21 protein-coding genes and 2 riboswitches are annotated in these 22,345 nt (G+C 40.9%); of the genes, 4 read left to right on the top strand and 17 right to left on the bottom strand.

Features of this window, described 5'->3' with window-relative positions; all coding sequences use genetic code 11:
- Positions 1-17: 17 nt before the first annotated feature.
- Positions 18-1,337 (top strand): gluconate:H+ symporter, encoded by a 1,320-nt coding sequence (locus tag MHI33_RS20860; RefSeq protein ID WP_065099236.1) that lies wholly within the window; start codon positions 18-20, stop codon positions 1,335-1,337.
- An 81-nt stretch (positions 1,338-1,418) separates the two neighbouring features.
- Positions 1,419-1,531: riboswitch (SAM riboswitch) on the top strand.
- Between the two features lie 87 nt (positions 1,532-1,618).
- On the top strand, positions 1,619-2,743 hold the full coding sequence (locus tag MHI33_RS20865; RefSeq protein WP_065099235.1) for a 5-methyltetrahydropteroyltriglutamate--homocysteine S-methyltransferase: 1,125 nt from the start codon (positions 1,619-1,621) through the stop codon (positions 2,741-2,743).
- 54 nt (positions 2,744-2,797) lie between these two features.
- Here the strand turns inward: MHI33_RS20865 and MHI33_RS20870 are convergent, their stop codons facing one another.
- The 11 genes from MHI33_RS20870 to MHI33_RS20920 all read right to left on the bottom strand — a co-directional run bounded on the left by MHI33_RS20870 (position 2,798) and on the right by MHI33_RS20920 (position 15,204).
- Positions 2,798-4,216, bottom strand: coding sequence for a glycoside hydrolase family 1 protein (locus MHI33_RS20870; protein WP_106066945.1), 1,419 nt, complete (start codon positions 4,214-4,216; stop codon positions 2,798-2,800).
- The gene (locus MHI33_RS20875; protein WP_185108117.1) at positions 4,188-6,095 is read right to left on the bottom strand and encodes a beta-glucoside-specific PTS transporter subunit IIABC; all 1,908 of its coding nucleotides are present in this window, start codon (positions 6,093-6,095) and stop codon (positions 4,188-4,190) included. Before MHI33_RS20875 ends, MHI33_RS20870 begins: the two co-directional genes overlap by 29 nt.
- Before the next feature lie 326 nt (positions 6,096-6,421).
- Positions 6,422-7,255, bottom strand: a complete 834-nt coding sequence (gene licT, locus MHI33_RS20880; protein WP_065099232.1) for a BglG family transcription antiterminator LicT — start codon at positions 7,253-7,255, stop codon at positions 6,422-6,424.
- A gap of 220 nt (positions 7,256-7,475) precedes the next feature.
- Complete coding sequence (locus MHI33_RS20885) at positions 7,476-8,291, bottom strand: YwqG family protein (RefSeq protein ID WP_044140330.1); 816 nt, start codon at positions 8,289-8,291, stop codon at positions 7,476-7,478.
- Between the two features lie 171 nt (positions 8,292-8,462).
- Positions 8,463-9,302: a methyl-accepting chemotaxis protein gene (locus tag MHI33_RS20890; protein WP_106066944.1), complete on the bottom strand. Its 840-nt coding sequence runs from the start codon at positions 9,300-9,302 to the stop codon at positions 8,463-8,465.
- Positions 9,303-9,451: 149 nt separating this feature from the next.
- Positions 9,452-10,186: an energy-coupling factor transporter transmembrane component T family protein gene (locus tag MHI33_RS20895; protein ID WP_044140332.1), complete on the bottom strand. Its 735-nt coding sequence runs from the start codon at positions 10,184-10,186 to the stop codon at positions 9,452-9,454.
- On the bottom strand, positions 10,176-11,774 hold the full coding sequence (locus MHI33_RS20900) for an ABC transporter ATP-binding protein (protein ID WP_106066943.1): 1,599 nt from the start codon (positions 11,772-11,774) through the stop codon (positions 10,176-10,178). The genes MHI33_RS20895 and MHI33_RS20900 overlap by 11 nt, the downstream gene beginning before the upstream one ends.
- The gene (locus MHI33_RS20905) at positions 11,749-12,348 is read right to left on the bottom strand and encodes an ECF transporter S component (RefSeq protein ID WP_106065962.1); all 600 of its coding nucleotides are present in this window, start codon (positions 12,346-12,348) and stop codon (positions 11,749-11,751) included. The genes MHI33_RS20900 and MHI33_RS20905 overlap by 26 nt, the downstream gene beginning before the upstream one ends.
- Positions 12,345-13,031 (bottom strand): thiaminase II, encoded by a 687-nt coding sequence (gene tenA, locus MHI33_RS20910; RefSeq protein ID WP_044140335.1) that lies wholly within the window; start codon positions 13,029-13,031, stop codon positions 12,345-12,347. Before tenA ends, MHI33_RS20905 begins: the two co-directional genes overlap by 4 nt.
- Positions 13,032-13,118: 87 nt before the next feature.
- Positions 13,119-13,222: riboswitch (TPP riboswitch) on the bottom strand.
- 56 nt (positions 13,223-13,278) lie between these two features.
- Positions 13,279-14,406: a hypothetical protein gene (locus tag MHI33_RS20915; protein WP_113767906.1), complete on the bottom strand. Its 1,128-nt coding sequence runs from the start codon at positions 14,404-14,406 to the stop codon at positions 13,279-13,281.
- 141 nt (positions 14,407-14,547) lie between these two features.
- Positions 14,548-15,204 (bottom strand): type 1 glutamine amidotransferase domain-containing protein, encoded by a 657-nt coding sequence (locus tag MHI33_RS20920; protein ID WP_003215149.1) that lies wholly within the window; start codon positions 15,202-15,204, stop codon positions 14,548-14,550.
- Positions 15,205-15,458: 254 nt separating this feature from the next.
- On the opposite strand from MHI33_RS20920, the gene MHI33_RS20925 reads away from it, so the two are divergent.
- Complete coding sequence (locus MHI33_RS20925; protein ID WP_003214630.1) at positions 15,459-15,623, top strand: hypothetical protein; 165 nt, start codon at positions 15,459-15,461, stop codon at positions 15,621-15,623.
- A 34-nt stretch (positions 15,624-15,657) separates the two neighbouring features.
- Here MHI33_RS20925 and MHI33_RS20930 read toward each other — a convergent pair whose 3' ends face one another.
- From MHI33_RS20930 to MHI33_RS20940, 3 genes are all read right to left on the bottom strand, one after another.
- A complete protein-coding gene (locus MHI33_RS20930) occupies positions 15,658-16,029 on the bottom strand; it encodes a DUF1304 domain-containing protein (protein ID WP_044140337.1) in 372 nt (123 codons plus the stop codon).
- 5 nt (positions 16,030-16,034) lie between these two features.
- Complete coding sequence (locus tag MHI33_RS20935; protein WP_034620285.1) at positions 16,035-16,289, bottom strand: ORF6C domain-containing protein; 255 nt, start codon at positions 16,287-16,289, stop codon at positions 16,035-16,037.
- Positions 16,290-16,496: 207 nt separating this feature from the next.
- Positions 16,497-18,878, bottom strand: a complete 2,382-nt coding sequence (locus tag MHI33_RS20940; protein ID WP_340913563.1) for an immune inhibitor A domain-containing protein — start codon at positions 18,876-18,878, stop codon at positions 16,497-16,499.
- 835 nt (positions 18,879-19,713) lie between these two features.
- Here MHI33_RS20940 and MHI33_RS20945 point away from each other — a divergent pair.
- Positions 19,714-20,652, top strand: coding sequence for an MBL fold metallo-hydrolase (locus MHI33_RS20945; RefSeq protein ID WP_113767908.1), 939 nt, complete (start codon positions 19,714-19,716; stop codon positions 20,650-20,652).
- Positions 20,653-20,917: 265 nt separating this feature from the next.
- On the opposite strand, the gene MHI33_RS20950 is transcribed toward MHI33_RS20945, so the two are convergent.
- From MHI33_RS20950 to MHI33_RS20960, 3 genes are read right to left on the bottom strand one after another with little or no spacing between them, the layout of a single operon-like run.
- On the bottom strand, positions 20,918-21,211 hold the full coding sequence (locus tag MHI33_RS20950) for a putative quinol monooxygenase (protein WP_044140340.1): 294 nt from the start codon (positions 21,209-21,211) through the stop codon (positions 20,918-20,920).
- Between the two features lie 25 nt (positions 21,212-21,236).
- Complete coding sequence (locus tag MHI33_RS20955) at positions 21,237-21,875, bottom strand: nitroreductase family protein (RefSeq protein WP_113767909.1); 639 nt, start codon at positions 21,873-21,875, stop codon at positions 21,237-21,239.
- Positions 21,876-21,889: 14 nt separating this feature from the next.
- Positions 21,890-22,333 (bottom strand): MarR family transcriptional regulator, encoded by a 444-nt coding sequence (locus MHI33_RS20960; RefSeq protein WP_044140342.1) that lies wholly within the window; start codon positions 22,331-22,333, stop codon positions 21,890-21,892.
- Positions 22,334-22,345 lie beyond the last annotated feature (12 nt).

The raw sequence follows: 22,345 nt of genomic DNA on the forward strand, positions 1-22,345 counted from the left end.
ACAAAGGAGGAAAGATCATGTCGTTAGTGTTTATCGGACTTGGCGTTTTATTATTGCTTTTACTCATGGTTGTCTTTAAGTTAAACGCTTTCATATCTTTGATTATTGTTTCTTTAATTGTTGCTGTTTTAGAAGGAATGTCACCACTTGAAGCGATTGCTTCCGTCGAAAAAGGACTCGGCAGTACGCTCGGTCACCTCGCACTCGTTCTCGGTTTTGGGGCGATGCTTGGTAAATTGATGGCTGATTCTGGCGGAGCTCAGCGTATTGCGATGACACTCATTGACCGATTCGGTATTGGAAAAATTCAATGGGCAACGATGCTGACTGGATTTGTGATCGGAATTGCTCTATTTTATGAAACCGGATTCATTATCTTGATTCCACTAGTTTTTACGATCGCACAAGCTGCAAGACTTCCTGTGCTTTATGTGGGTATGCCGCTCGTCGCTGCACTTATCACCACACATGGCTTCCTCCCTCCTCACCCAGGGCCGACTGCCATTGCAAATGTCTTTCAAGCAAACATGGGACAAACCTTATTAGTTGGGATTATTTTAGCGATTCCTGCAGTTTTAGTAGGTGGACTTCTCTTTACGAAACTATTTAAAAAAGATCAGTTACACGCACATATTCCAAAGAACTTATTTAATCCAAAGGAATTTACAGAAGAGGAAATGCCAAGCTTCGGCATTAGCATTTTCACCGCTGTTTTGCCTGTATTGCTCATGACATTCAGAGCAGTTTTAGAAATTTTCTTCCCGTCCTCCCCATTACTGCCAACCGCTGAGTTTTTAGGCGAACCGGCGATTGCACTGTTAATCTCCGTGCTTCTTGCTATCTACACGTTTGGACTTGGCAGAGGCAAGAGCATGCAGGATGTGATGAAATCAATCACAGATTCTATCGGTTCTATTGCAATGATTTTATTAATTATTGCAGGTGGCGGCGCCTTTAAACAGGTGCTCATTGATAGCGGGGTTGATCAATACATTGCAGGAATCATGCAAGGAAGCACACTTTCTCCACTGCTTCTCACTTGGTTGATTGCTGCGGTCCTTCGTGTATCTTTAGGATCAGCCACCGTCGCCGGTCTCACAGCGGCTGGTATTTCTGCTCCTTTGATTGGATTGACAGGTGTGAGCCCAGAATTAATGGTGATCGCAACAGGTGCCGGCAGTATTACGTTCTCTCACGTGAATGATGCGGGTTTCTGGATTTACAAAGAATACTTTAACCTGTCCATGGCCCAAACCTTTAAAACGTGGACATTGATGGTGACCGTTCTTTCACTTGTCGGACTAGCGGGTGTTCTCGTCGCTGATTTGTTCATGTAGAAAATTAACTGTAAAAACCATTGACTTTCTCTCGGAAAAGTTTAATAATTATGTTTATTAAGAAAATTGAATCAAAAGGTAACCTTATTAAGAGTGGTGGAGGGACTGGCCCTGTGAAACCCGGCAACCGCTGTTCCTCGGAACAGAATGGTGCTAATTCCTTAAGCAAGCAGATGCTTGTTTGAAGATAAGGCAGAGTTCTCTCAGTATATGATGCTCTTCCTTATCCAAGGAAGAGCTTTTTTATTTGATTTTTAACCTGTAGAAAGAAGGGATTCAGCATGACACAAGTACAAACCATTGGAAAGAAAACAACGAAACCGCCATTTCGCGCAGATCAAGTAGGCAGTTTACTTCGTTCAGAACGTATCAAGGAAGCACGCAAGCAAAAAGCAGACGGCACACTGACCGCAGAGCAGCTCCGACAAATTGAGAATGAAGAAATCACTCGTATTGTGGAGAAGCAAAAGGAAATTGGATTAGAGGTTGTCACAGATGGAGAGTTCAGACGTGCTTGGTGGCATTTTGACTTTCTTGAGGGATTAGATGGGGTCGAAGGATTTGAAGCAGATCAAGGTATTCAATTCCACAATACGACGACAAAAGCACGGGGCATCAAGGTAACGGGCAAGATTGATTTTACAGATCATCCAATGCTGGAGGATTATCGATTCCTTCACAGCATCGCTGGTGATCATACGGCTAAAATGACGATTCCAAGTCCGAATATGCTCTTTTTCCGTGGAAAGCTTGATGAAGGTGTGTATGACAGCTTAGATGATTTCCACCATGATGTGGCACAGGCGTATAAGAAAGCCATCCGAGCTTTTTATGATGCAGGCTGTCGCTACTTACAGCTGGATGATACCGCATGGGCAGTGTTCTTTTCTGAAAAAGGTCAGGAACAAATCAAAGCCTTTGGCCGCGAGGAAGATGAACTTCGTGAGTCGTTTGCAAAAACAATCAATGAAGCCGTTGCCGATCGTCCAGAGGATTTGGTGATCACTATGCACATTTGCCGTGGTAACTTTAAATCGACGTGGGCAGCTGAAGGCGGTTATGAAGCAGCGGCAGAAACGATTTTTGCCGGCTTAGATCTGGATGGTCTCTTTTTAGAATTCGACGATGATCGTTCTGGCGGATTTGAGCCCCTTCGCTATGTGAAGAACCCAAATCTCCAAATCGTACTAGGCCTTGTCACTTCAAAGTATGGTGAGCTTGAGCCGGCTGAACAGATTAAAAAACGAATCGAGGAAGCTGCTCAATACGTCGACATTAACCAGATTTGCTTGAGTCCGCAATGCGGGTTCGCCTCAACGGAGGAAGGCAATCTGTTAACAGAAGAACAGCAATGGGAAAAGCTTCGTCATGTGATTGAGATTGCAGATCAAGTGTGGACTTCATAGTCCCCTTGACGAAAAAAAGACAAACCGCAGTATGAACGGTTTGTCTTTTTTCTTTTATGCATCTAAATGATCACCATTTGTCGCAATCACTTGTTTATACCAATCGAAGCTTTTCTTTTTCTTTCTATCTAATGTTCCTTTTCCTTCGTTATCACGGTCGACATAAATGAAGCCGTATCGTTTTTTCATTTCAGCTGTTGATGCGCTGACAAGGTCAATTGGGCCCCAGCTTGTATAACCCATCAAGTCTACTCCGTCTGCAATGGCTTCTCTCGCCTCTAGCAAATGGCTTCTGAGGTAATCAATTCGGTAATCGTCTTGAATAGATCCGTCTTCTTCTACTTGATCGACAGCACCCAATCCATTTTCTACGATAAACAATGGTTTTTGGTAGCGGTCATATAGTTGGTTTAGTGTTGTACGAAGTCCTTTTGGATCAATTTGCCATCCCCAATCACTTGCTTCTAGATAAGGGTTTTTCACGCCTTCAAATAGGTTACCACCAGTCACTTGTCCAAGAACCTCTGGATCTGTACTTGTCACAAAGCTCATGTAATAGCTGAAGCCAATATAGTCCACTGTATGGTTTCTTAGGATGTCTTCATCACCATCTTGGATCTCAATATGAATACCATTTTCGCGGAAGTATCGTTTCATGTAACCTGGGTAGTAGCCTCTTGCCTGTACATCTGAGAAGAACAATGTTTTACGGTCCTGATCCATTGCAGCAAACATATCTTCTGGTCTTGAGCTGTACGGATAAGTTGTCATCGCTGCGATCATACAGCCGATTTTCGCATCAGGAATGATTTCGTGTCCTGCTTTGACAGCTAAAGCACTTGCAACAAATTGGTGATGCGCTGCTTGATATTGAATGCTTTTCTCGTCATCACCCTCTTCAAATACAAGTCCGCCGCCAGTGAAAGGCGCATGTAACACGACGTTGATTTCATTAAAGGTCATCCAATATTTCACTTTGTCTTTATAGCGAGTAAACAACGTTTTCGCATATGTTTCATAAAGATCGACAAGCTTACGGTTTCTCCAACCGCCGTAGTTTTTCACAAGTGCAAGCGGCATTTCATAATGAGAAATTGTGACAACTGGTTCAATTCCATGCTTATGCAGTTCATCGAATACTTTGTCATAAAAAGCAAGGCCTGCTTCATTTGGTTTCGCATCGTCGCCATTTGGGAAAATACGCGGCCAAGAAATAGAGAGTCTGAAGCATTTGAATCCCATTTCTGCAAAGAGTGCAATATCTTCTTTATAGCGATGATAGAAGTCAATCGCATCATGATATAAGTTCAAGTCTTTCATTGATTCATCGAATGGATGCATAATACCGTGCGGTGATACATCAGCTGTCGATAAGCCTTTTCCATCTTTATTATAAGCACCTTCAATTTGGTTGCCCGCAACAGCGCCGCCCCATAAGAAACCTTTAGGAAATGTTTTTTCTAACTTGTTCATGTTGAATGCCCTCCTCGTTTTCTTCTACACTGACTGTGAGCAGTGTCTCTTGTACTGAAATCGCGCCTTCTGTTTTCGCATCAACTTGTGCAAAATCGTTTGTGTTGGTCACAATAATTGGTGTGGTGACATCATAGCCTTCTTGCTGAATGCCCTCGATATCAAATTCAACGAGCACATCTCCTGCTTGAACAAGATCACCAGACTGCACATGACTTGTGAAATACTTTCCGTCAAGTTTTACCGTGTCAATCCCGACATGAATGAGAAGTTCTGTACCTTGTTCACTCTTCAAGCCAATAGCATGTTTTGTGTGGAAAATGGTTTCAACCTTGCCGTTGAACGGTGCTACAACACGCCCAACTGTTGGAACAATGGCTGCACCTTTACCCATGATTTCATTAGAGAATGTTGCATCATTTACTTGATTTAGCGGCTTTAGTTCACCTTCAAGCGGGCTTTGTACCACTTCATTTTGAAGTGTTACTGTGTCTTTCTTTTCTTCTGGTTTGTCTGCTTTTGTATCATCTTTCACTGGTACATCTTTGAATCCTAGAACAAGTGTCATGATCGTTGCTGCGACAAAGGCGATTACTAAGCCGATGATAGAGTAGACAAATGTTGGGCCAATGAATGTCGGGAGACCCGGGAGACCTGCTGATCCAGATATCACATATGATTTTACTTTAAAGATCGACATGAACACGCCGCCTGCTGCTGCACCAATGAGGGCTGCAAGGAACGGTTTTTTCAATCGCATGTTCACACCATACATAGCAGGTTCAGTAATACCCATTAATGCAGTGATACTTGTAGACATCGCCAATGATTTGAATGTTTTGTTTTTTGATCTTAAGAAGACACCGAATGCTGCGCCTGCTTGTGCCATATTTGCTACAAACATCATTGGAAGAATGAAGTCAAAGCCGTTTAACGTAATGTTGTTGATCATAATTGGAAGTAGTGCATAGTGCATGCCCGTAATGATCAATGGTGACATGAAGCCGCCGATCAAGAGTCCGGCCAAAATACCTGCATGTTTGAACAATAAATCAATTCCACCTGAAAGGCCATTTCCGATAATCCCACCAAGCGGTCCTACTGCGATAAGCATAATTGGTACTACGACAAGAAGTGTGACCGTTGGAACAAGGATGATCTTCAATGATTTTGGGCTATATTTTTCCGCGAATCTTTCAACATATGAGCCGAGCCAGATGGTGAGTAGAATCGGAATGACCGATGAAGAGTACACAACGGCAACCACTGGTAGCCCTAGAAATTCTGTATTTCCTGCGCCTAGTAAAGCCGTTAACTGCGGGTGCAGTGCGGCGGCTGCAATGGCAGCGGCGATATACTGATTTGTGCCAATTTTTTTGGCGACGCTTACAGCAAGCAGAATCGGTAAGAAGTAAAAGGCTCCGTCTCCAATAGCTGTTAAAATTGCATATGTGCTGCTTTTATCCGATATCCACTGGAACGTAAGCATGAGTGCCAATATCCCTTTGATCATACCGGCTCCAGCGATGGCTGGAAGAATCGGTGTGAAGACACCAGAGATAAAATCGAAAAGCTTTGAAATCACATTTTGTTTTGAAGCCTCTTCTGTACCGCCTGACTTTACATCTGTTGACAGGCCTGAGTCAGCAATCATCGCTTGATAGACATTTGAAACATCATTGCCAATAATGACATGATATTGCCCCCCGCTTTGATTCACACCCATGACCCCGTCTGTTGATTGCAGCTTCTCTTTATCCGCTTTGCCTTCATCGTATAAGTTGAAGCGAAGTCTTGTCATACAATGCGTGACTTGCTTAACATTCTTTTCACCGCCGACAAGCTCTAAAACTTCTTTTGCTGTTTGTTTGTGGTTCATTGTATTACCCTCCAATCGTTGATTACATCTTGATATAGAAAAAACCTAAACATCCATTAATGCCCGAAAAATAGCGATTCAGACATTAATCGATATTTAGGTTTTGCCTGCTTAACCAGTAACAATCCTTCATAGCGATTGATCTTTATTTAATTTTATATGTCTTTAGATATAAAAAAACCTAAATCATGCCTTATCAAAGATAGGGACAATGATTTAGGTTTTGCCTGCTTGACCAGTAACAATCCTAAAAGATTGTGGGTTATTTAGTTTATAGTTATAAATTATCATGTTAATTTAGTGATGTCAACGCTTTCTTTTTAAATTTATTTTCTTTTTATCACTCTGTCGATATGCAAAGTTAAGTATAACATCTCATCTTCTATGAGACTTCGGTTGTATTCTTTTTGAACATAATCATTAATTTTTTCGGCGCATTGGAAAGCTGCTGTGTTTTTTTCTTTTACCACTTCATACAGAAATTCATTTTGATTTTCCATTTGTGTTTCGTTAAACAGACGCTGCCCAAAAAACTTTAAATGAGTGACAAAACGGAAATAGTTTAATGATTCCTCGTCTAAATCAATTTGAAAGTGATACTTGACGATATTTAAAATATCTTGAATGAGTTTGGTAATTTGAATCACGTTCGGCATTTCTTCATTGAGCTCTGCATTGACAATGTGCATCGCAATAAAACCGGCTTCATCCTCAGGAAGATGAATGTTGAGCTTTTCCTGAATAATCCGAATCGCTTCTACACCACACATAAACTCCTCTTTGTACAACCGCTTGATTTCCCAGAGCAATGCATTTTTGATGTCCATTCCTTTTTGATGACGTTCAATAGCAAAGGTGATATGATCTGTCAGTGTCACATAGATGCTGTCATTCAAATTTTTATTAAGGGTTGTTCTCGCATGATCAATAATCGCCTCACACACTTGCATATACTCGATTGGAATATCATAAAGCAGGGTTTTGAATTTTTCTGATATATCTTTATTTTGAATGGAAAATACTTTTTCAATACGTTCTTCGTCAATCGGGTCTCCGCTTTTCTTTTGAAACGCGATCCCTCTGCCCATAATGACCAGCTCATGCTGCTCGTCATCATACGCACTGACCACATTATTATTGATTACTTTCGAAATGATCAATTGATACCCCCCAGTACATTCCGCTTTTTCGAGCATTTATTGTTGATTGATATGTCATTTTATTATTATCAAAAAAGAGGACTTTAAGATGATTTTACATTTTTTTTTGATACGGTCAACTAGAAAGAATGACATATTACCTCTCAAACATGACGAAATAGGGGCAAAAAAGTCTAAAAACATACACAAAAACACTCTATAAAGAGTGTTTTTTACAAAATCAGGAGCAATCCCAATTATAGACGACATTCTCGAAATTTTTTCGTTTGAGGTCTTCTGGTTTGATAAAAAAGTTGGCGATTCCGCAGTCTCCCCACAACATATCCACTTCATCATCTGAGTCGATTTGTAATAGTAGAACGGTATGCTCTTGGTCTTCATAGGTACGCGGATCCTCTTGTGTAAAGCCTGGATATCCACCCAATTTGTGACCAAAACCACTCTCTGTCTCATAAAATTCATCTAGCAAGGCATCCGCTTCATCTCCATCAATACCTTCTACACCTTCGAATAGGTCCCAGCTTTGTTTGCCTGTGACTTTTTCAAATCGGAAATCTCCTACACTGATCGTTTCGCTTGATAATTCACCTGTAATCGCGCCTTCTTTCATAACAGGAAAATAAAAATCATCTGGAATTTTTACAAAAGAAAAATCAGTTAATAACTCTTCTTCTGCTAAAAAAGGTTCTTCAATGAATTTAATCCGAAAATCTTTTTGCTCTGTTTTATGGTCAATATTCATCCCATAAAGATCATCATGCACAGAAATAAAAATTTGCAGAAGTCCTGTTTCTGGATAATCCTTCAGCTTCGGTAGCTGGCCAAAATTCATTTGTGCCAAAAGCTTCATAGGGTGTCCTGCGCCATCAACTGGATATTCGTCGTTTTTAGGGAAGTAAGGATCACCTGCAATTTTGCTGTCGTATGGTCCTGTTTTTCCTTGTTTCATATTTAGTTGAATCATTGGTTGTTCAGTTTGATCTAACATTTTACGGTAAGGTGCTATGATTTCTTGCAGCCTCGCTGATTGTGTCACGATGGTCTTCCTCCTTATGAATAGGTCTACTGACCAGGGTAGTATCTCTTTTCTATCATACAGAAGTGTACACTGCCTGTCAGCGATCAATCGGTCAATATCCTAACAAGTTCCTCACCTTAAAACGAAAAAAACCTCCGATTAATCTGGAGGTTTTGGTCGATCTATTTTTTATTTCACTTGATAATTCACTAAGTCTTCTGCGAGTGATTTCATCGTTTCATTTGTTTCATGAAGACCTTCAATAATTTTTGTAAACGTGCCTACAAGCTCTGCTTGATGCTCAGAAGAAGCGACAATTTGTGCTATTTCTTCTTCCATTCCTTTAATCGATCCCTGCACATCTTTTAGCGCTGTTTCAATATCAGTCGTCGCTTGTTTGGCGTGAGTTGACAGCTTTCTCACTTCCGTTGCGACTACTCCGAAGCCTGCTCCTGCTTCACCTACTCTTGCAGCCTCAATTGATGCGTTGAGTCCAAGTAAGTTCGTTTGATCAGAGATACCTTTGATAAGATTGGACACTTGATTGATTTTAGAGGAATTTTCTACAGTGGTTTTCGTATTTTGTAGAATTTGTTCACTTGTCGCTTGTAGTTCCTCTGAATGCGCAGCAACTTGCTGTACCATTGCGACTAGTTTTTCGGAAGCTTCGTTGCTCTCCGTCATAATGTCATCTAATCGTTGTTGATTGGTCTGATCATAGGCCACGCAGAAAGCAGCGACTACCTGACCCGTCTCATCTTTAATTGGAACGGATACAATATCCATTGGAATTCCGTATACTTCTTTCGGAATTTGGATAAACGATGGCTCTCTCCCATTTTTCAACATCGAAAAGTTTTGAAATCCATCAGCCACTGTATCACCAGCTTTAAATCCTAAGTCAATGTCCCCATGTTGCTGATAATAAAGAACCTTCTCTTTCCCTAAAACAGAAAAGGTTAGTTGCTCTCTCATAGCTAGTCCAATGATTGGTAAAGCGTCTATTATGTTATCAATTCTCTGTGACATTCGCTCACGTTCATCCTCTCTTTTTCTCAGTACATCCTCTTTATCGGTTCGTTATAAGGTCTATTACAGCCTGTAATGTGCACTAATATCAATCAAATGACCTAAGACATATAAAAAGCCCACATTCTATCAAGAGAATGTGGGTATTTTTAAAAAAAGGACATGCATATCAAGACACTGATAACGATGAGCAAAAGATACATATAGTCGATCCACGAAGTGCTGATGACATGATAATACGTCCGCTCTCTCTCACCCGTGAAGCCTCTTGCTTCCATCGCAATGGCCAACCGTTCTGATTTTCGTACGCCCTGTGTAAAAAGAGGAAGTGCATAACGCATAAAGGCTTTCCAGCTGTTTTTTTGCTTATAGCCTCTAATTTTATGCGCCGCCTTCATTTGCTTTAATTCACTTTGAAATAACGGAATAAACCGGAAGCCAGCAAGCATCCCATACGCCCATTTTGGCGACATTTTGCACTGATGAATGAGACTCATCATAAATGCTGTCAAATCTGTTGTGGACGTAAACAGGAGACCGAATGTCACAAAGCCAAGCATTCTGAGAGCGATGGTGAGTCCATTTCTTAAACTCTCCTCTGTCATATGGAACCATGCCCATTTCCAAACAGTATGATCCCCCTTGCCAAAGGCCGCCATCATCCAAAACACGAGAATAAAAAAGAGCAGATAAGGGACAAGTCTTGTGAAAAGATACTTCAAATTCCATCCGCCTAAAACAAGTCCAATACCAAGCGCAAACAGCCAGATGATGAAGGTTGTTTTAGGATCAGATATCGCCATGAGACAACACATCGCAAGTAGATGAGTGAGTAATTTGATGACTGGATTCACAGTGGAAAGAAAGGAATGATTACTTTGCAATCGTCAGCACGTCCTTTCTTTCAGCCACATAGCGATAATGCAACGGGGCTCTCAGTTGATAAGCATCGACAAGGTCCTGATTTGAAAACAAATCATAAGGAGTGCCACCATACACATGCTTTCCTTGATGAAAAAGAAGCACTTGATCGGCACATTCATCGACAAGGTCCATATCATGTGTGACCATCAAAATTGTGGTGCCTTGGCGTTGACGCTCTTTCAAGCGCCTGATTAATTCCTTCGCTGTTCTTTCATCCTGCCCGAAAGTCGGCTCGTCTAACAATAGGACATCCTGATCAAAAAGGAGCATTGTAGCCACACTCAATCTTCTTTTTTGACCTAGGCTTAAAGTGAAAGGATGAGCTTTTGCATGCTTTTCTAAACCGAACTCTTTCAATAGCTGAACTGTTTTTTCTTGCACAACGGATTCTGGCCAATTACGCTGCCTTCCACCAAATGCAATTTCATCAAACACTGTATCTTGTATGAATTGAAGCTCCGGATTTTGAAACACAAAGCCTGCCTTTTCATATAGTTCTCGGTCTGACCACTTTTTAAGGAGTGTCTCTTTTAAAAAAATGTGGCCTTTTTTCGTTGGCTCTAAACGAACCAAATGTTTGAGACATGTGCTTTTCCCGCTTCCATTTTCCCCAATGATCGCCACCCAATCCCCTGCTTTGATATCAAGCTGAAGATCACTCATAATCCTCTTTTTCCCGTAGCTTAATTGAAGATCTTCTGAACGAATGATGGTCTCCCGCTTAGTCGACGGCACTTTTTCATTCTGCTTCTTTCTTGCTTCAAAGGTTTGCATAAGCTTGTGACTCATTGGATGAAATGGATCTTGAAGGATCGTAGACCATTTCTCGGGAAATAATTTCGGCCTCCAAATTCCTGCCTCTTTCATTTCTATTTCATAAGTCGCGAGCACATCTTTTGGAGACCCATCTGCTAAGATGCTGCCTTGATCATTTAATAAAATCACCCGGTCCATCCATTCAATGACACCATCTAGCACATGCTCTACAAAAATCATGGTTTGTCGCTGATCAGCTGCAAGCTGCTGTAGAAGCTGAAATATCTCCATTCTTCCTGCTGGATCAAGCTGTGCGGTCGGTTCATCAAAGAACAGCACATCTGGCTCTAACGCTAGTAAACAAGCAAGCGCCAATCGCTGCTTCATGCCGCCAGATAATGTGTGGATGTCTGTATTCGGATCGACATCAAGTTGAACTTTTTGCATGAGCTGCTGAATGATGCGATCCATCTCGTCACGAGGGACAGAACGGTTCTCTAAGCTAAAGGCAATTTCTTCATTGACGCGATGCATACAAAACTGGGAATCAGGGTCCTGAAACATGACGCCTGTATGTCTTTGCAATATCACTTCGCCCTGCATGTCCGCTTCTAAATGTTCTGGAATGATGCCAGCCAGAACGGAGATGAGCGTGGATTTACCGCTACCGCTTGGTCCTAAAATAAGCACCTTTTCTCCTTTTTGAATGGAAAGAGAGATTTGATGCAAAACGGGCTGAGGCTGTTCATAAAAACGGACAGTGAGATTATTGCACGCGAGAAATGAATTCATGCTGTTCACCTTTGTTTCGTTTTTCTTTCATGATGGCATATTGATTCAGTACACCGGTTTTAGATAATGCGTCCACCACTACTTTCGCTAAACATCCGCCCAGTATCATTCCGCTGATGATTTGAGTCATCAGTGTGATGAGTAAAACTTGAGGTGTGTAATAACCAAAGCCATTCGCAACGAGGCTGTATGCCATTGCTCCAACAGCTGCAAAGGCACCTGACAGCATCAGTGTCCACATGCGATACCGTTTATAACCAAAAAGAGCAAAGGCGATTTCTGCCCCAAGCCCTTGGCATACACCAATCAGCAGGGCTGAAAGACCGAAGTGGCTGCCTGTCAGTAATTCCACAGCGGCAGCGGCTGTTTCTGCAATCAGGGCAGCTCCCGGCTTTTGAATGATATACGCGACGATTGGACTGGCAATCACCCAAATACCAAACATGATGTTGCCTCCTGCTGGGCCAACAAGTGCTGTAATGGGTAAGTAAAGTGTGGACCATCCTAAATAGATGACACCACATGCAACGGATAAAATGACAGCAAGGACAACTTCTTTCATCTTCCATGTCATGATGAATGCACCTCCAATGGAACTGGCCACTCTTCCACCGTAAACGCCATATCCCAAAACTTGTACTCAAGCTGACAGCTTAAGATAAAGTGCTGTTTCATTTTTTCCTTTTCCTTCTCACTTGCTGCTTCCGCCAGCTGATCGAGCCGCTTGCAAAGCTCCACTGTAATAGAGTCGGTTAACCCTCCATAAAATGTGATCCACTCATAAAACGGATGTGACGGGTCAGGCTGCACATCTGTGAGCATTCGTTTCCCAATTTCCCAATATGTCCAAGGGCATGGAAGCAGGACAGCGATGATTTCTCCAAGCGTACCTTCCTTGGCGACTTGTAGCATGTGATGAATATAGTGATGAGCACTCGGAGCAAGCGGGGCACCTTGGAGCTCATCATATGATACACCTGCCACTCGGCAAAGATTTTGATGAGGGTGTGTCTCACTATCTAGTACAAACGCAATCTGCTGATGGAAAAAGGCAATATCTTCTTTGTCTGTACATCTGCTAAGAGCCGCTGCATAAATTTTAATAAAAGCTTGTAAATATTCTGCATCTTGTTTGACGTAATGAATGATCTGTTCCTTTTCCAGCTTTCCTGTTGCCAGTCCTCTAACAAACGGATGCTGATAAATGGCTTCAAATAATGGTTCTGTTTCTTCTCTTAATTGCGCTGAAAACGTCATAAAAAAAGCCTCCTCTTCTTCAGTAGAATAAATGAAAAAGCCACCCCAAATGGAGCGGCCTTCTTATCGATTCAATCATGAATAAGACGAGGTCCAGCTCCACTTCCCTCCGCTAGTACAAACTAGATCAGGTTCAAAGGGTCCAAGATTTTCTCTTGTCTCAGTCATATATGACTCCCCTAGTGGACTTTTGTCATTTAATTATCTTTACTCTACACATGTGTAGATTTGCTGTCAACCGCCTTTCTTAATTCAACGTTCTGATCGTAGGCAGCTTTTCGATCCCTGCAGCATAGTAAAAATTAAGGACACTGAAGAAATCAATTGGTTTTCCTGTTTTCAAATCAACAGCTAAAATATGATCGCCGTAATTTGTCATATCATCAATATCTAAACGCCTTGGCGTTGTCTTTCCAAGTGTATCAACAAAGCTACTATGGTAGTATTGTCCGCTAGCAAACGATGATTCATGATACATAAATAACGTCTCCACATCTAAGTAGACGAGAATGGCCTCAGATGAACTCGCATAAGGAGAAGAGTACGATACTGGTGCCGAAATACTTTTCACTTTCACACTTTCAACAGAATGGGTTCTCTGATCATATTTTCCGTCATAGGAGAAATAAAATACACGCTCCCATTTATAATCGGCGGTCTTAGATTGTTTGTTATACACTTTTGTACCATTAGCGAAAACATCCCCATTCGCATACTCAGCTACAAAGTATTGCAGGGTAGAAGAGAGGGAAACAGCCCCTGTGAAATTGGGTGGGTTTTTTGCATTCACTTGTAACGTGTAAGAGTCTCCGAAATTTCCACCGCTTGTGATACCGAATGCGTAGTCACCTGCTGGTAAATTGGTCAAACCAAGGAGACTGCCTGCTGGCTGAATCAAGTCCGTCGGATAAGCTTGTCCAGTTTCATAATCAACAACAAATAATTGTAAGAAATAATCGGGATTTGAAGAGGTAATTCGGCTGATGAGTGCCTGAGGTGAAGTCGTACTTAACAACCATAAATCGACTGGGTCGTCCTCTGATAAGACAACCGATTGGTTGATGGCTAGTCCATCAATGGAGCGAACGGAAGATGTACGCATCTTACCATCTTTAGCGGCTTTTCGTTTGATACTGATTCCATTTTTCTTATCTACTTTAAAAGATTTTTTCAGTTGCTTCTTTTGGATAGCGGTTCCTTCATCCTGTTTCAAAATCGAGTCTTGCACTTGCTGAATGGCTTTTTCCGTCAGTGGTGACAATTTCCCATCTGATTTCGGTGCTTCTTCTGCTTTTAATACTGGTGAAAATAAACCTGTTGTGACGAGTAGAATGGATAATAACGCTGCAGTGATTTTTCCATAAAATGCTCTCACAGGAACATCCCCTTTTTCCTCAATTGGGTTTTATACCCTGTGAATATTTTACCATTATTTCATTCGTTGTTATGGTCTTTTTTAGGAAATCTTTATGACAAAAAACCAGCCGTATTTGCTACGGCTGGTTTTTTGATCACTTTATGAAATGGTTTTAACAAACAGGCGTGCTGTTTCTGCACTAGAACCTGGGTTTTGTCCAGTAATGATTTGTCCGTCAACTACAGCGTATGGTGCAAAGGCATCTCCTTTTTCAAACGCTGCCCCTTGCTCACGAAGTTTTGTTTCCAATAAAAATGGAACTTTTGATGTCAGCTGAACAGCTTCCTCTTCTTCGTTTGTGAAGCCTGTGATTTTTTTACCTTCGATAAATGATTTGCCATCTTGATCCTTCACATCAATGAATGCTGAAACGCCGTGACAAACAGCTCCGACTGCACCATTTTTGTTTGAAATAGCTAAGATTGCATCGGCTACCAGTTGATTAGACGCAAAATCGATCATTGGGCCGTGTCCTCCCGCAAAGAAGATGCCATCATAATCAGCTGGGTTCACATCTGTAAGCGCCTTTGTGTCTTGAAGTAATTCATATACATCTTCATATTGCGCTGGAACACCTTCTGGAATTGAATTTTTATCAATAGGGACAGTTCCACCTTGAATAGAGACAATTTGAACGTCTAGTTCATTTTCTTTAAAAATATGAAATGGCTCTGCCAACTCTTCTAGCCATAAGCCTGTTGGATGTCCGTTCATTTCTGAACTGCTTGTCGATACTAATAACACTTTCTTACTCATCTTGATCATCCTTTCGATTTAACATGTTTCCATTTTATATTTTGCGCAATTAAATATCAAGCAATTGAACTTCGATGCAACTCTTTATGGTATACCCGATTTTCTAAAAAATATGGCATGTCATCAAATCTAATCAATATGTGACATTCTATTGGTAGGGAATTTCATGTAAAATTGTCATTGAGTGATATCATATGAGGTAAGATGGATAGACCTCACGGATGTGAGGGGACTTTTAAAGGAGTGGAAAAGAGATGAAAACCTATTCGATTGTGATGATCATCATCACGCTCTGTATCATATTGGCCGTCTTTTTGATGAACTTAACAGGGGTCATGTATGGAAAAATTATTTTGGCTGTTGCCGTTGCACTATGTCTGACATCCATTATTCGTCTAATGGGTCTTCGAAAAAGATAAAAGCCGCCCTTTACTCGGGCGACTTTATTTACGATTAAATTGTCAGGATAAGCGCAATTAATGCAAGAAGCGCTGGTACTCCTTGCTTGACGATGATTGATTTATTAGAGGTCACACCGCCAAATACCGCAGCGATGATCACGCAAAGAATGAAAAATAGCTGAATCATATATCCAACAGTATTCGATCCAAGAATGAGCCCCCAAATCAGTCCTGCAGCTAAAAACCCGTTATAAAGCCCTTGATTGGCAAACATCACTTTTACATTTGGATCCTTTTGCAAGTGTTCTGGCAGCTTAAAGGATCTCTTTGCCATCTTTGATTCCATAAAAAACATTTCTAATAACATAATGACAAGGTGTTCTAATGCGACAATTCCTACTAGTATTATTGCCAAAATATTCAATTTAGTTAATTCCTTTCTGATAGACGATCACGAATCTCTATTTTATCCGTGTATAAATCAAAGTCTTGTATTAATTCAAGCGCTTCAGTAAAGCGGCTTTGTGGAATGTCTTTCATTTTTCTCACACCAAACTCCTTTTTAATAAAAGCCATGATGGTATTGATATGAAGCTTACCGTGACCATCATACTCGAAATGGCTGCAAAAAGTCTGCATCGTCCCTCTTATCACCTTTAATTGCTTAGCAGTGACACAACTCATTGGTAACGCTCATCCTTTCCTTTGTTTTAACAGCTAAAAAGAACCATGTATGAAAGAAAAACCTTCCAATCTCTATTATATAATGATTTCATTCGGATATCAAAATAAAAAAGAACAGACATTCGACCAAAAAGCCGTCCTTTTCATCAAAAACAGTTTATTACCATATCAAAAAGCCGGATTCAATGGTAGAATCCGGCTTTCTGTTTAGTTACTTTTAGAAATTAATACCTTTCCAACAGAACGATCCTTACTTTGTCCAACAACTTTAAAGGATAGACCGTATGTTGGGACATCACGCCCTGCATCTGGATTATTTGGATTCACATAATTCTTTTTATCACTAAATGTACGAGTCGGGCGAATATAGCGATCTACCAACGTTAAGCCAGTTGTCGCTGTATAATCAATATTGAGCTTCGTACTTGGATTCAAAGAAAATGCTGCATCATGTACTTGGAAACCTGTGGCTGCAATGGAGCCGTCACTCCACTTCAATACTTGCTGATCCGCATCTACTACCCCAAGGAAACCGTTCCCTGGGTGTTTTCCTACCCAGTTATCACCGTAGGATTGATCGACATACCACACGACCAAACCGTTATTATAGCTCATGAGGCTTGCCCCGCGTTTGATATGCTTTAACCCTTTATCGACGTCAGCATATGAGCGCCACTCTAGTAAATAGTATTGTGCTGCATATTGTTTTCCGTTAGATTGAGAGAATCCATTGAAGGTAAAAGTGGACGTTCCCTCGGCATCATCTGACCATACTTTCGTTCCATCTGCAGTGACGTTTAAATCATCTACAAATAAGCCTGGCAGTGAATAGCCTGCATCGGTTGTATAGCGGAATTGCAGGTCAATTTTCTTCCCTGCATAAGCAGAAAGATCAAAGGCTGCATCTACCCATCCGTCTGATTTTCCGTCAATTCCATTGCCTTCGTTCGCTCCAGCTTCATTTCGATCGTTCGTGATGTTACCAGCAATGGTCTTCCACTGATCGGTTCCTGTTTCACGAACTTCTACATACGCATAATCATAATCCTCTTCGATACCGTACCATGCTTTAAATGTCAGCTCTGCTTTGCTTCCTTTCGACAAATCGATACCTGTTGTCGTCATGGTCGCATTTAAATTGTCACCCGTTCCGCTAAAGTACGCATTTTGTCCTTGAGCAGGTTTTGTGACCACAATCTCTTTATCTGGTAAATCCACTCGAACCGCATCATGGTTCGTTCCTTTTGTTGCTGCTTCATCAATCAGCACTGTTTTGCTTTTCTTTAATGTTTTACCATCAATAGTTTGTCCAGTAAGCCAGTTACCGCCATGTAAGTTTTGAAGCATTTCTTTCGCATATGGACTAAAGCCTGTTGGTTCCGTTCCAGGGACTTTACCTGCCCAGCTTCCGCTTGACATGATCGACCAGTAGGATACGGGCTCGCCTCCACCTGTGTACTGTGTATCGTACTCATCAGGAAGACCGAGATCATGTCCGAATTCATGCGTGAATACGCCTGCCGCGCCATCTTCAGGCTCAATCGTGTAATCTAACGCGCCTAATTTTCCGCCTTGTCCGACTTCAGATTCAGTGTTTGGAATTTCAAATACATCACCAAGTGACCAGCGGTGCGACCAAATTGCATTAGAGCCAAGCTGTCCGCCGCCAGCTTCTTCACCTACGCCAGCATGAACGACCATCAGATGGTCAATGATGCCGTCTGGTTCGTTATAAACGCCGTCCCCATCCATATCATAGCGGTCCCATTGATCATATTCACCAAGATCAATGTTCGGGTCCTTTGCTGCTGCTTCGAGTGCTTCTTTCACCAATTCACGCGGTCTGCCGTCACTGCCTGATTCATCAGGTACGTTCCCGCCATAATAGGCTGCTTCATGCTTCGCTGTATACCAGCCAGCAACCGTTCCACTGATCGTGTAACTGCCGCCAGACTGTTTCTCATAATATTGCTTCATGGATACTTTTCGTTTCCCATCTGGACCGATGTAGCCATTTTTTCCGAAAAGCATGTCTTGATAGTGCTGCTGATCGTACTTGTCATAGTACATATCAGTCTCTTCTTTTTTAATACTATTATGCTTATAATCTTTAAAATCTACTAATAAAACCAATACCTTATCATTGCGAACATCGCCTTTATACTTTTCCTTTTTGACCGGTTTTACATGATTGCCTTCTTTTCCTTTATGCTTCTTTAACTTTTTCTTTTTGGCTAATTTGTTATGTACCTCTTGTTTGTATTCTTTCAGAAATTCAGGCTCTTCTGTTAAGGTGCTTGCACTTTGTTTCATAGCAAATTCTTCTTTTTTCTTTAGATATTTCTTTAATGCTTTTTGGGTTTCTGCTTCATTGGCATTCTTTTTGATCTTTCCTTGTTTTTTCAAGGCTTTGATGAGACGGTCTTCATTCACAACACTTGCATCGAATGGAATACCTGAATAATGACCGCCGTCTGAGGATGTTGACTTTTCTGTAGTGTGGGCAGATAGAGGGGTGCTGAAAGCTGTCAATGTGCCTAAACCGAGGACAGCTGTTAGTGCTATGCTCGTCCATTTCCCTTTTTTCATTTTGGTTCCTCCCTAATTTGGTAATAAATAATATCTCATTCTAGCATATTCCAATATACTTAAGTCGAAAAATATTTTATTTTCAGAAACTTTGTGGAAAATGCACAATACGGGAATAAAATGGACGGAACAAGGTGTCGAAAATAAAAGAACCCTGGGTGATGAACGGGGGACTGACACCCGTTTTTGATACATGGATCAAAACACCTTAATGAAACAGCCAGTTGCCGAAACTTTTTCGGTGACTTTCTAATTTCAAACTGGAGTGGAAGAATTCGATCGGGCATACACTTATGGGACACGCTCATGACAATGCCTTTTTCCTTAATGTCGTTTTGTTCAGCATATGAAGTGAGACTGCTCCTTGATTAACCAATCGTATAAGTGACTAAATCTTTTATGGTGGGTAGATAAAACATTTTTTGACCAAATGGCAAATACGTAATATCGGTCACTCTTTTTTATGGATTTGTCGTAGAAGAATCCCGTTTCAATTGATTTTCTACATGTAAAACAGATCGTTAAAAAGGCAGATTAGGGTGAATTTTGTTGAAACTCTCAAATTTTTTTCTATTGACATCAACCAAAAGGTGTAACTATAATGGTTACATCTCATCTGGGTGTAACTGAGTTCGTTACATCTTTTTTCTAAGGCTATCCAGCATGAATCAAATATTCACTTTGTTTCGGGGAGGTTAATGATTGAACAATATCCAATTAATTCGCTAAAGAAATATTTATTTATGTGTTGGCTACACTCATACATAAGACCTGTGTTTTTAGTCATTAATAACATATAGGGTCTTCGTAAAAAATGAAAAAGGAGAATCATCTAATGTTTAAATTAAAATCAGTCATAGGATTTACTTTAGGTCTTTGTTTCGTGTTATTGCTAAGCGCATGTGCTAGCAATGAAGATACAAAAAATACAGCAACCGATAACAAAAACACAGCGGACAAACAAGCTGTAAATCTTAAAATCACAACATTCAACCCTGGTGATAAAGGAGTTTTTGCTGTCACTTCTAGCTTGATTGAAGGACCGAAAGAAGTCATTCTTGTCGATGCCCAGTTTGAAAAGGATAATGCAGAGAAGTTAGTAAAAATGATTCGCGATACAGGAAAGAAACTGACAACTGTTTATGTCAGTCATAAAGACCCAGATTATTACTTTGGTCTCTCTGCCATTCGTGAAGCATTCCCTGATGTGAAAATTGTGGCAACGCCTGAAACTGTTAAGGGAATTAAAAAAACGATTCAGGCCAAAAATGATTACTGGAATCCAATATTGAAGAAAAATGCACCAACAGCACAGATTATTCCAGATGTTTTAAAGGGAGATAAACTGACCGTTGATGGAAAAAACATCAACATCATTGGACTTGACGGACCAGACCCATCTCACACTTTTCTTTGGGTTCCATCGAAAAAAACAGTTCTAGGTGGAGTACCTGTTTATGAGAATGAATATGTTTGGACAGCAGACAATCAATCTCAAAAAAGTCGTGATCAATGGCGTGAAATTCTAAATCATATTCTTGATCTGAAGCCGGAACGTGTGATTCCAGGTCATTATCTAGGTAAGAGTGCTGAAGATACATCAGCAGTTGTGTTTACCCGTGACTATATTACAAAATTTGAAGCAGCAGCTAAGAGGGCAGACAATTCAGCTCAATTGATTGCTGAAATGAAGAAAGAGTATCCGAACTTTACGAACACTGGAGACTTAGAATTGAGTGCTAAAGTCATGAAAGGCGAACAACAGTGGCCGTGATGTCATAAATATGATTGACCATTCAGTGTGTTCTCATTTTAGATGGGAGCACCTGAATGATTAGATGAAATATTTTGACTTGATTATTTTACCTCCTTAATTGATTTCATCTTCACTTCAAGCGAATAACTAACTCTTGAACCCATAGAAAAACACCTCCAAATTGATTTCAGGTATTCTATACCCGATTTTCAACTTAAAGGTGTTTTTATTTGTCTCCCTTTATAGGGTCCAGTCCTGAACGCCTAGGGTGTTTGTTGTTTTACTATGAAAGTTGCTGGCCTTGAAAGGCAACAACGTCAAGTGGAGCGGCTAAGAATTCTTTTGCCTTCGCTACGAAAGCTTGGAAATGTGCACTCGCATTATGGCTCTGAACCGCAGCGTCATCTTTCCACACTTCTACCATTAAGAAGGTATTTTCCTTATCTGTATCCTTGAACAGCTTGTAGGATACATTGCCTTCTTCCGCTTGTGAAGCTTTCATTAATGCTTTGATTTCTTCTAGAAATACGATTTCTTTTTCTGGATGAATGGTCATCCCTGCATGAATAATAATCATCTAATCGTCTCCTTTTTAAAAGATATTATTTCCACTCTGTAATGCGTTCAATCGGTAAGCGGTAAGAAGCATAACCTTCGTCAGTAGCTTTCCCAATTGATAACAGCATCACTGGTACATAACGTTCTTTATCCCAGCCAAATGTTTCAGCGATGACTTCTTTATCAAATCCGCCAATTGGATTTGTATCATAGCCGTGTGCACGTGCTGCAAGCATAAGCTGCATAGACACAATTCCACCGTCAATTAAGATTGTTTCGCGGTTGACATGCTCTGGAAGTACCTCAAAGTGTGCAGTTAGTGCAGCAATTTGTCTTTCTTTCACTTCTTGTGGCATGTAGCCATGCTCCACTGCTTTTGAATAAATTTCATCTAAGTATTCATTGCTTTTCATATCTGCAAATACAGCAATGACAGCTGCTGATGTTGACACTTGAGTTTGGTTGAATTTTGCAAGTGGTGCAAGCTTTTCTTTTCCTTCTGGGCTGTCAATGACCATGAAGCGCCAAGGTTGTGCATTCACTGATGATGGTGCAGTTGTTGCTTCTTCTAAAATCTCTGCCATTTCTTCTTTGCTGATTTTCACAGCTGGGTCATAGTTACGAATGGAGCGGCGTCCTTTCATAATTTCCATAAAATCGTTTGTTTTTAATGTTGTAGCCATGTTGAAACACTCCTTTAGGTTGTTTGAATCTTTTCGATGTTTTGTTGTATTCGGTTGAGCACATCAGTGAGAAGCTTTCGTTCTTCGTCACTTACGTTTTCAAGCATTTCTGAGATAAATCGTTCTTTTTCTTTTTTAGAAGCTTCGATTCTTATTCTGCCTTCTTCTGTCAGACGAACAAGTGTGACTCGATTATCTTCTGGCTTTCTTCTGCGCGTGACCATTCCTTTTGTTTCTAACTGTTTTAAGTGACGCGTCACAGCCGCACTATCAATATTTACTTTTTTCTGCAAATCTGACTGGCTGATTTCGTCTGCTTGGAATAACAGTGATAGCAACTCTAGTCTTGATTGGCTGATGCCCGTGCATGCTTCGAACTTCACGCCCATCATACGGTTCACACACTGCAAACGGTATAATACCTCTGCTTCTTCAGAGCAAAATGCAGTCAATGCCATCCCCTCTTTTCT

This window comes from Bacillus sp. FSL K6-2971 (assembly GCF_038006405.1).
GTDB lineage: Bacteria > Bacillota > Bacilli > Bacillales > Bacillaceae > Bacillus > Bacillus pumilus.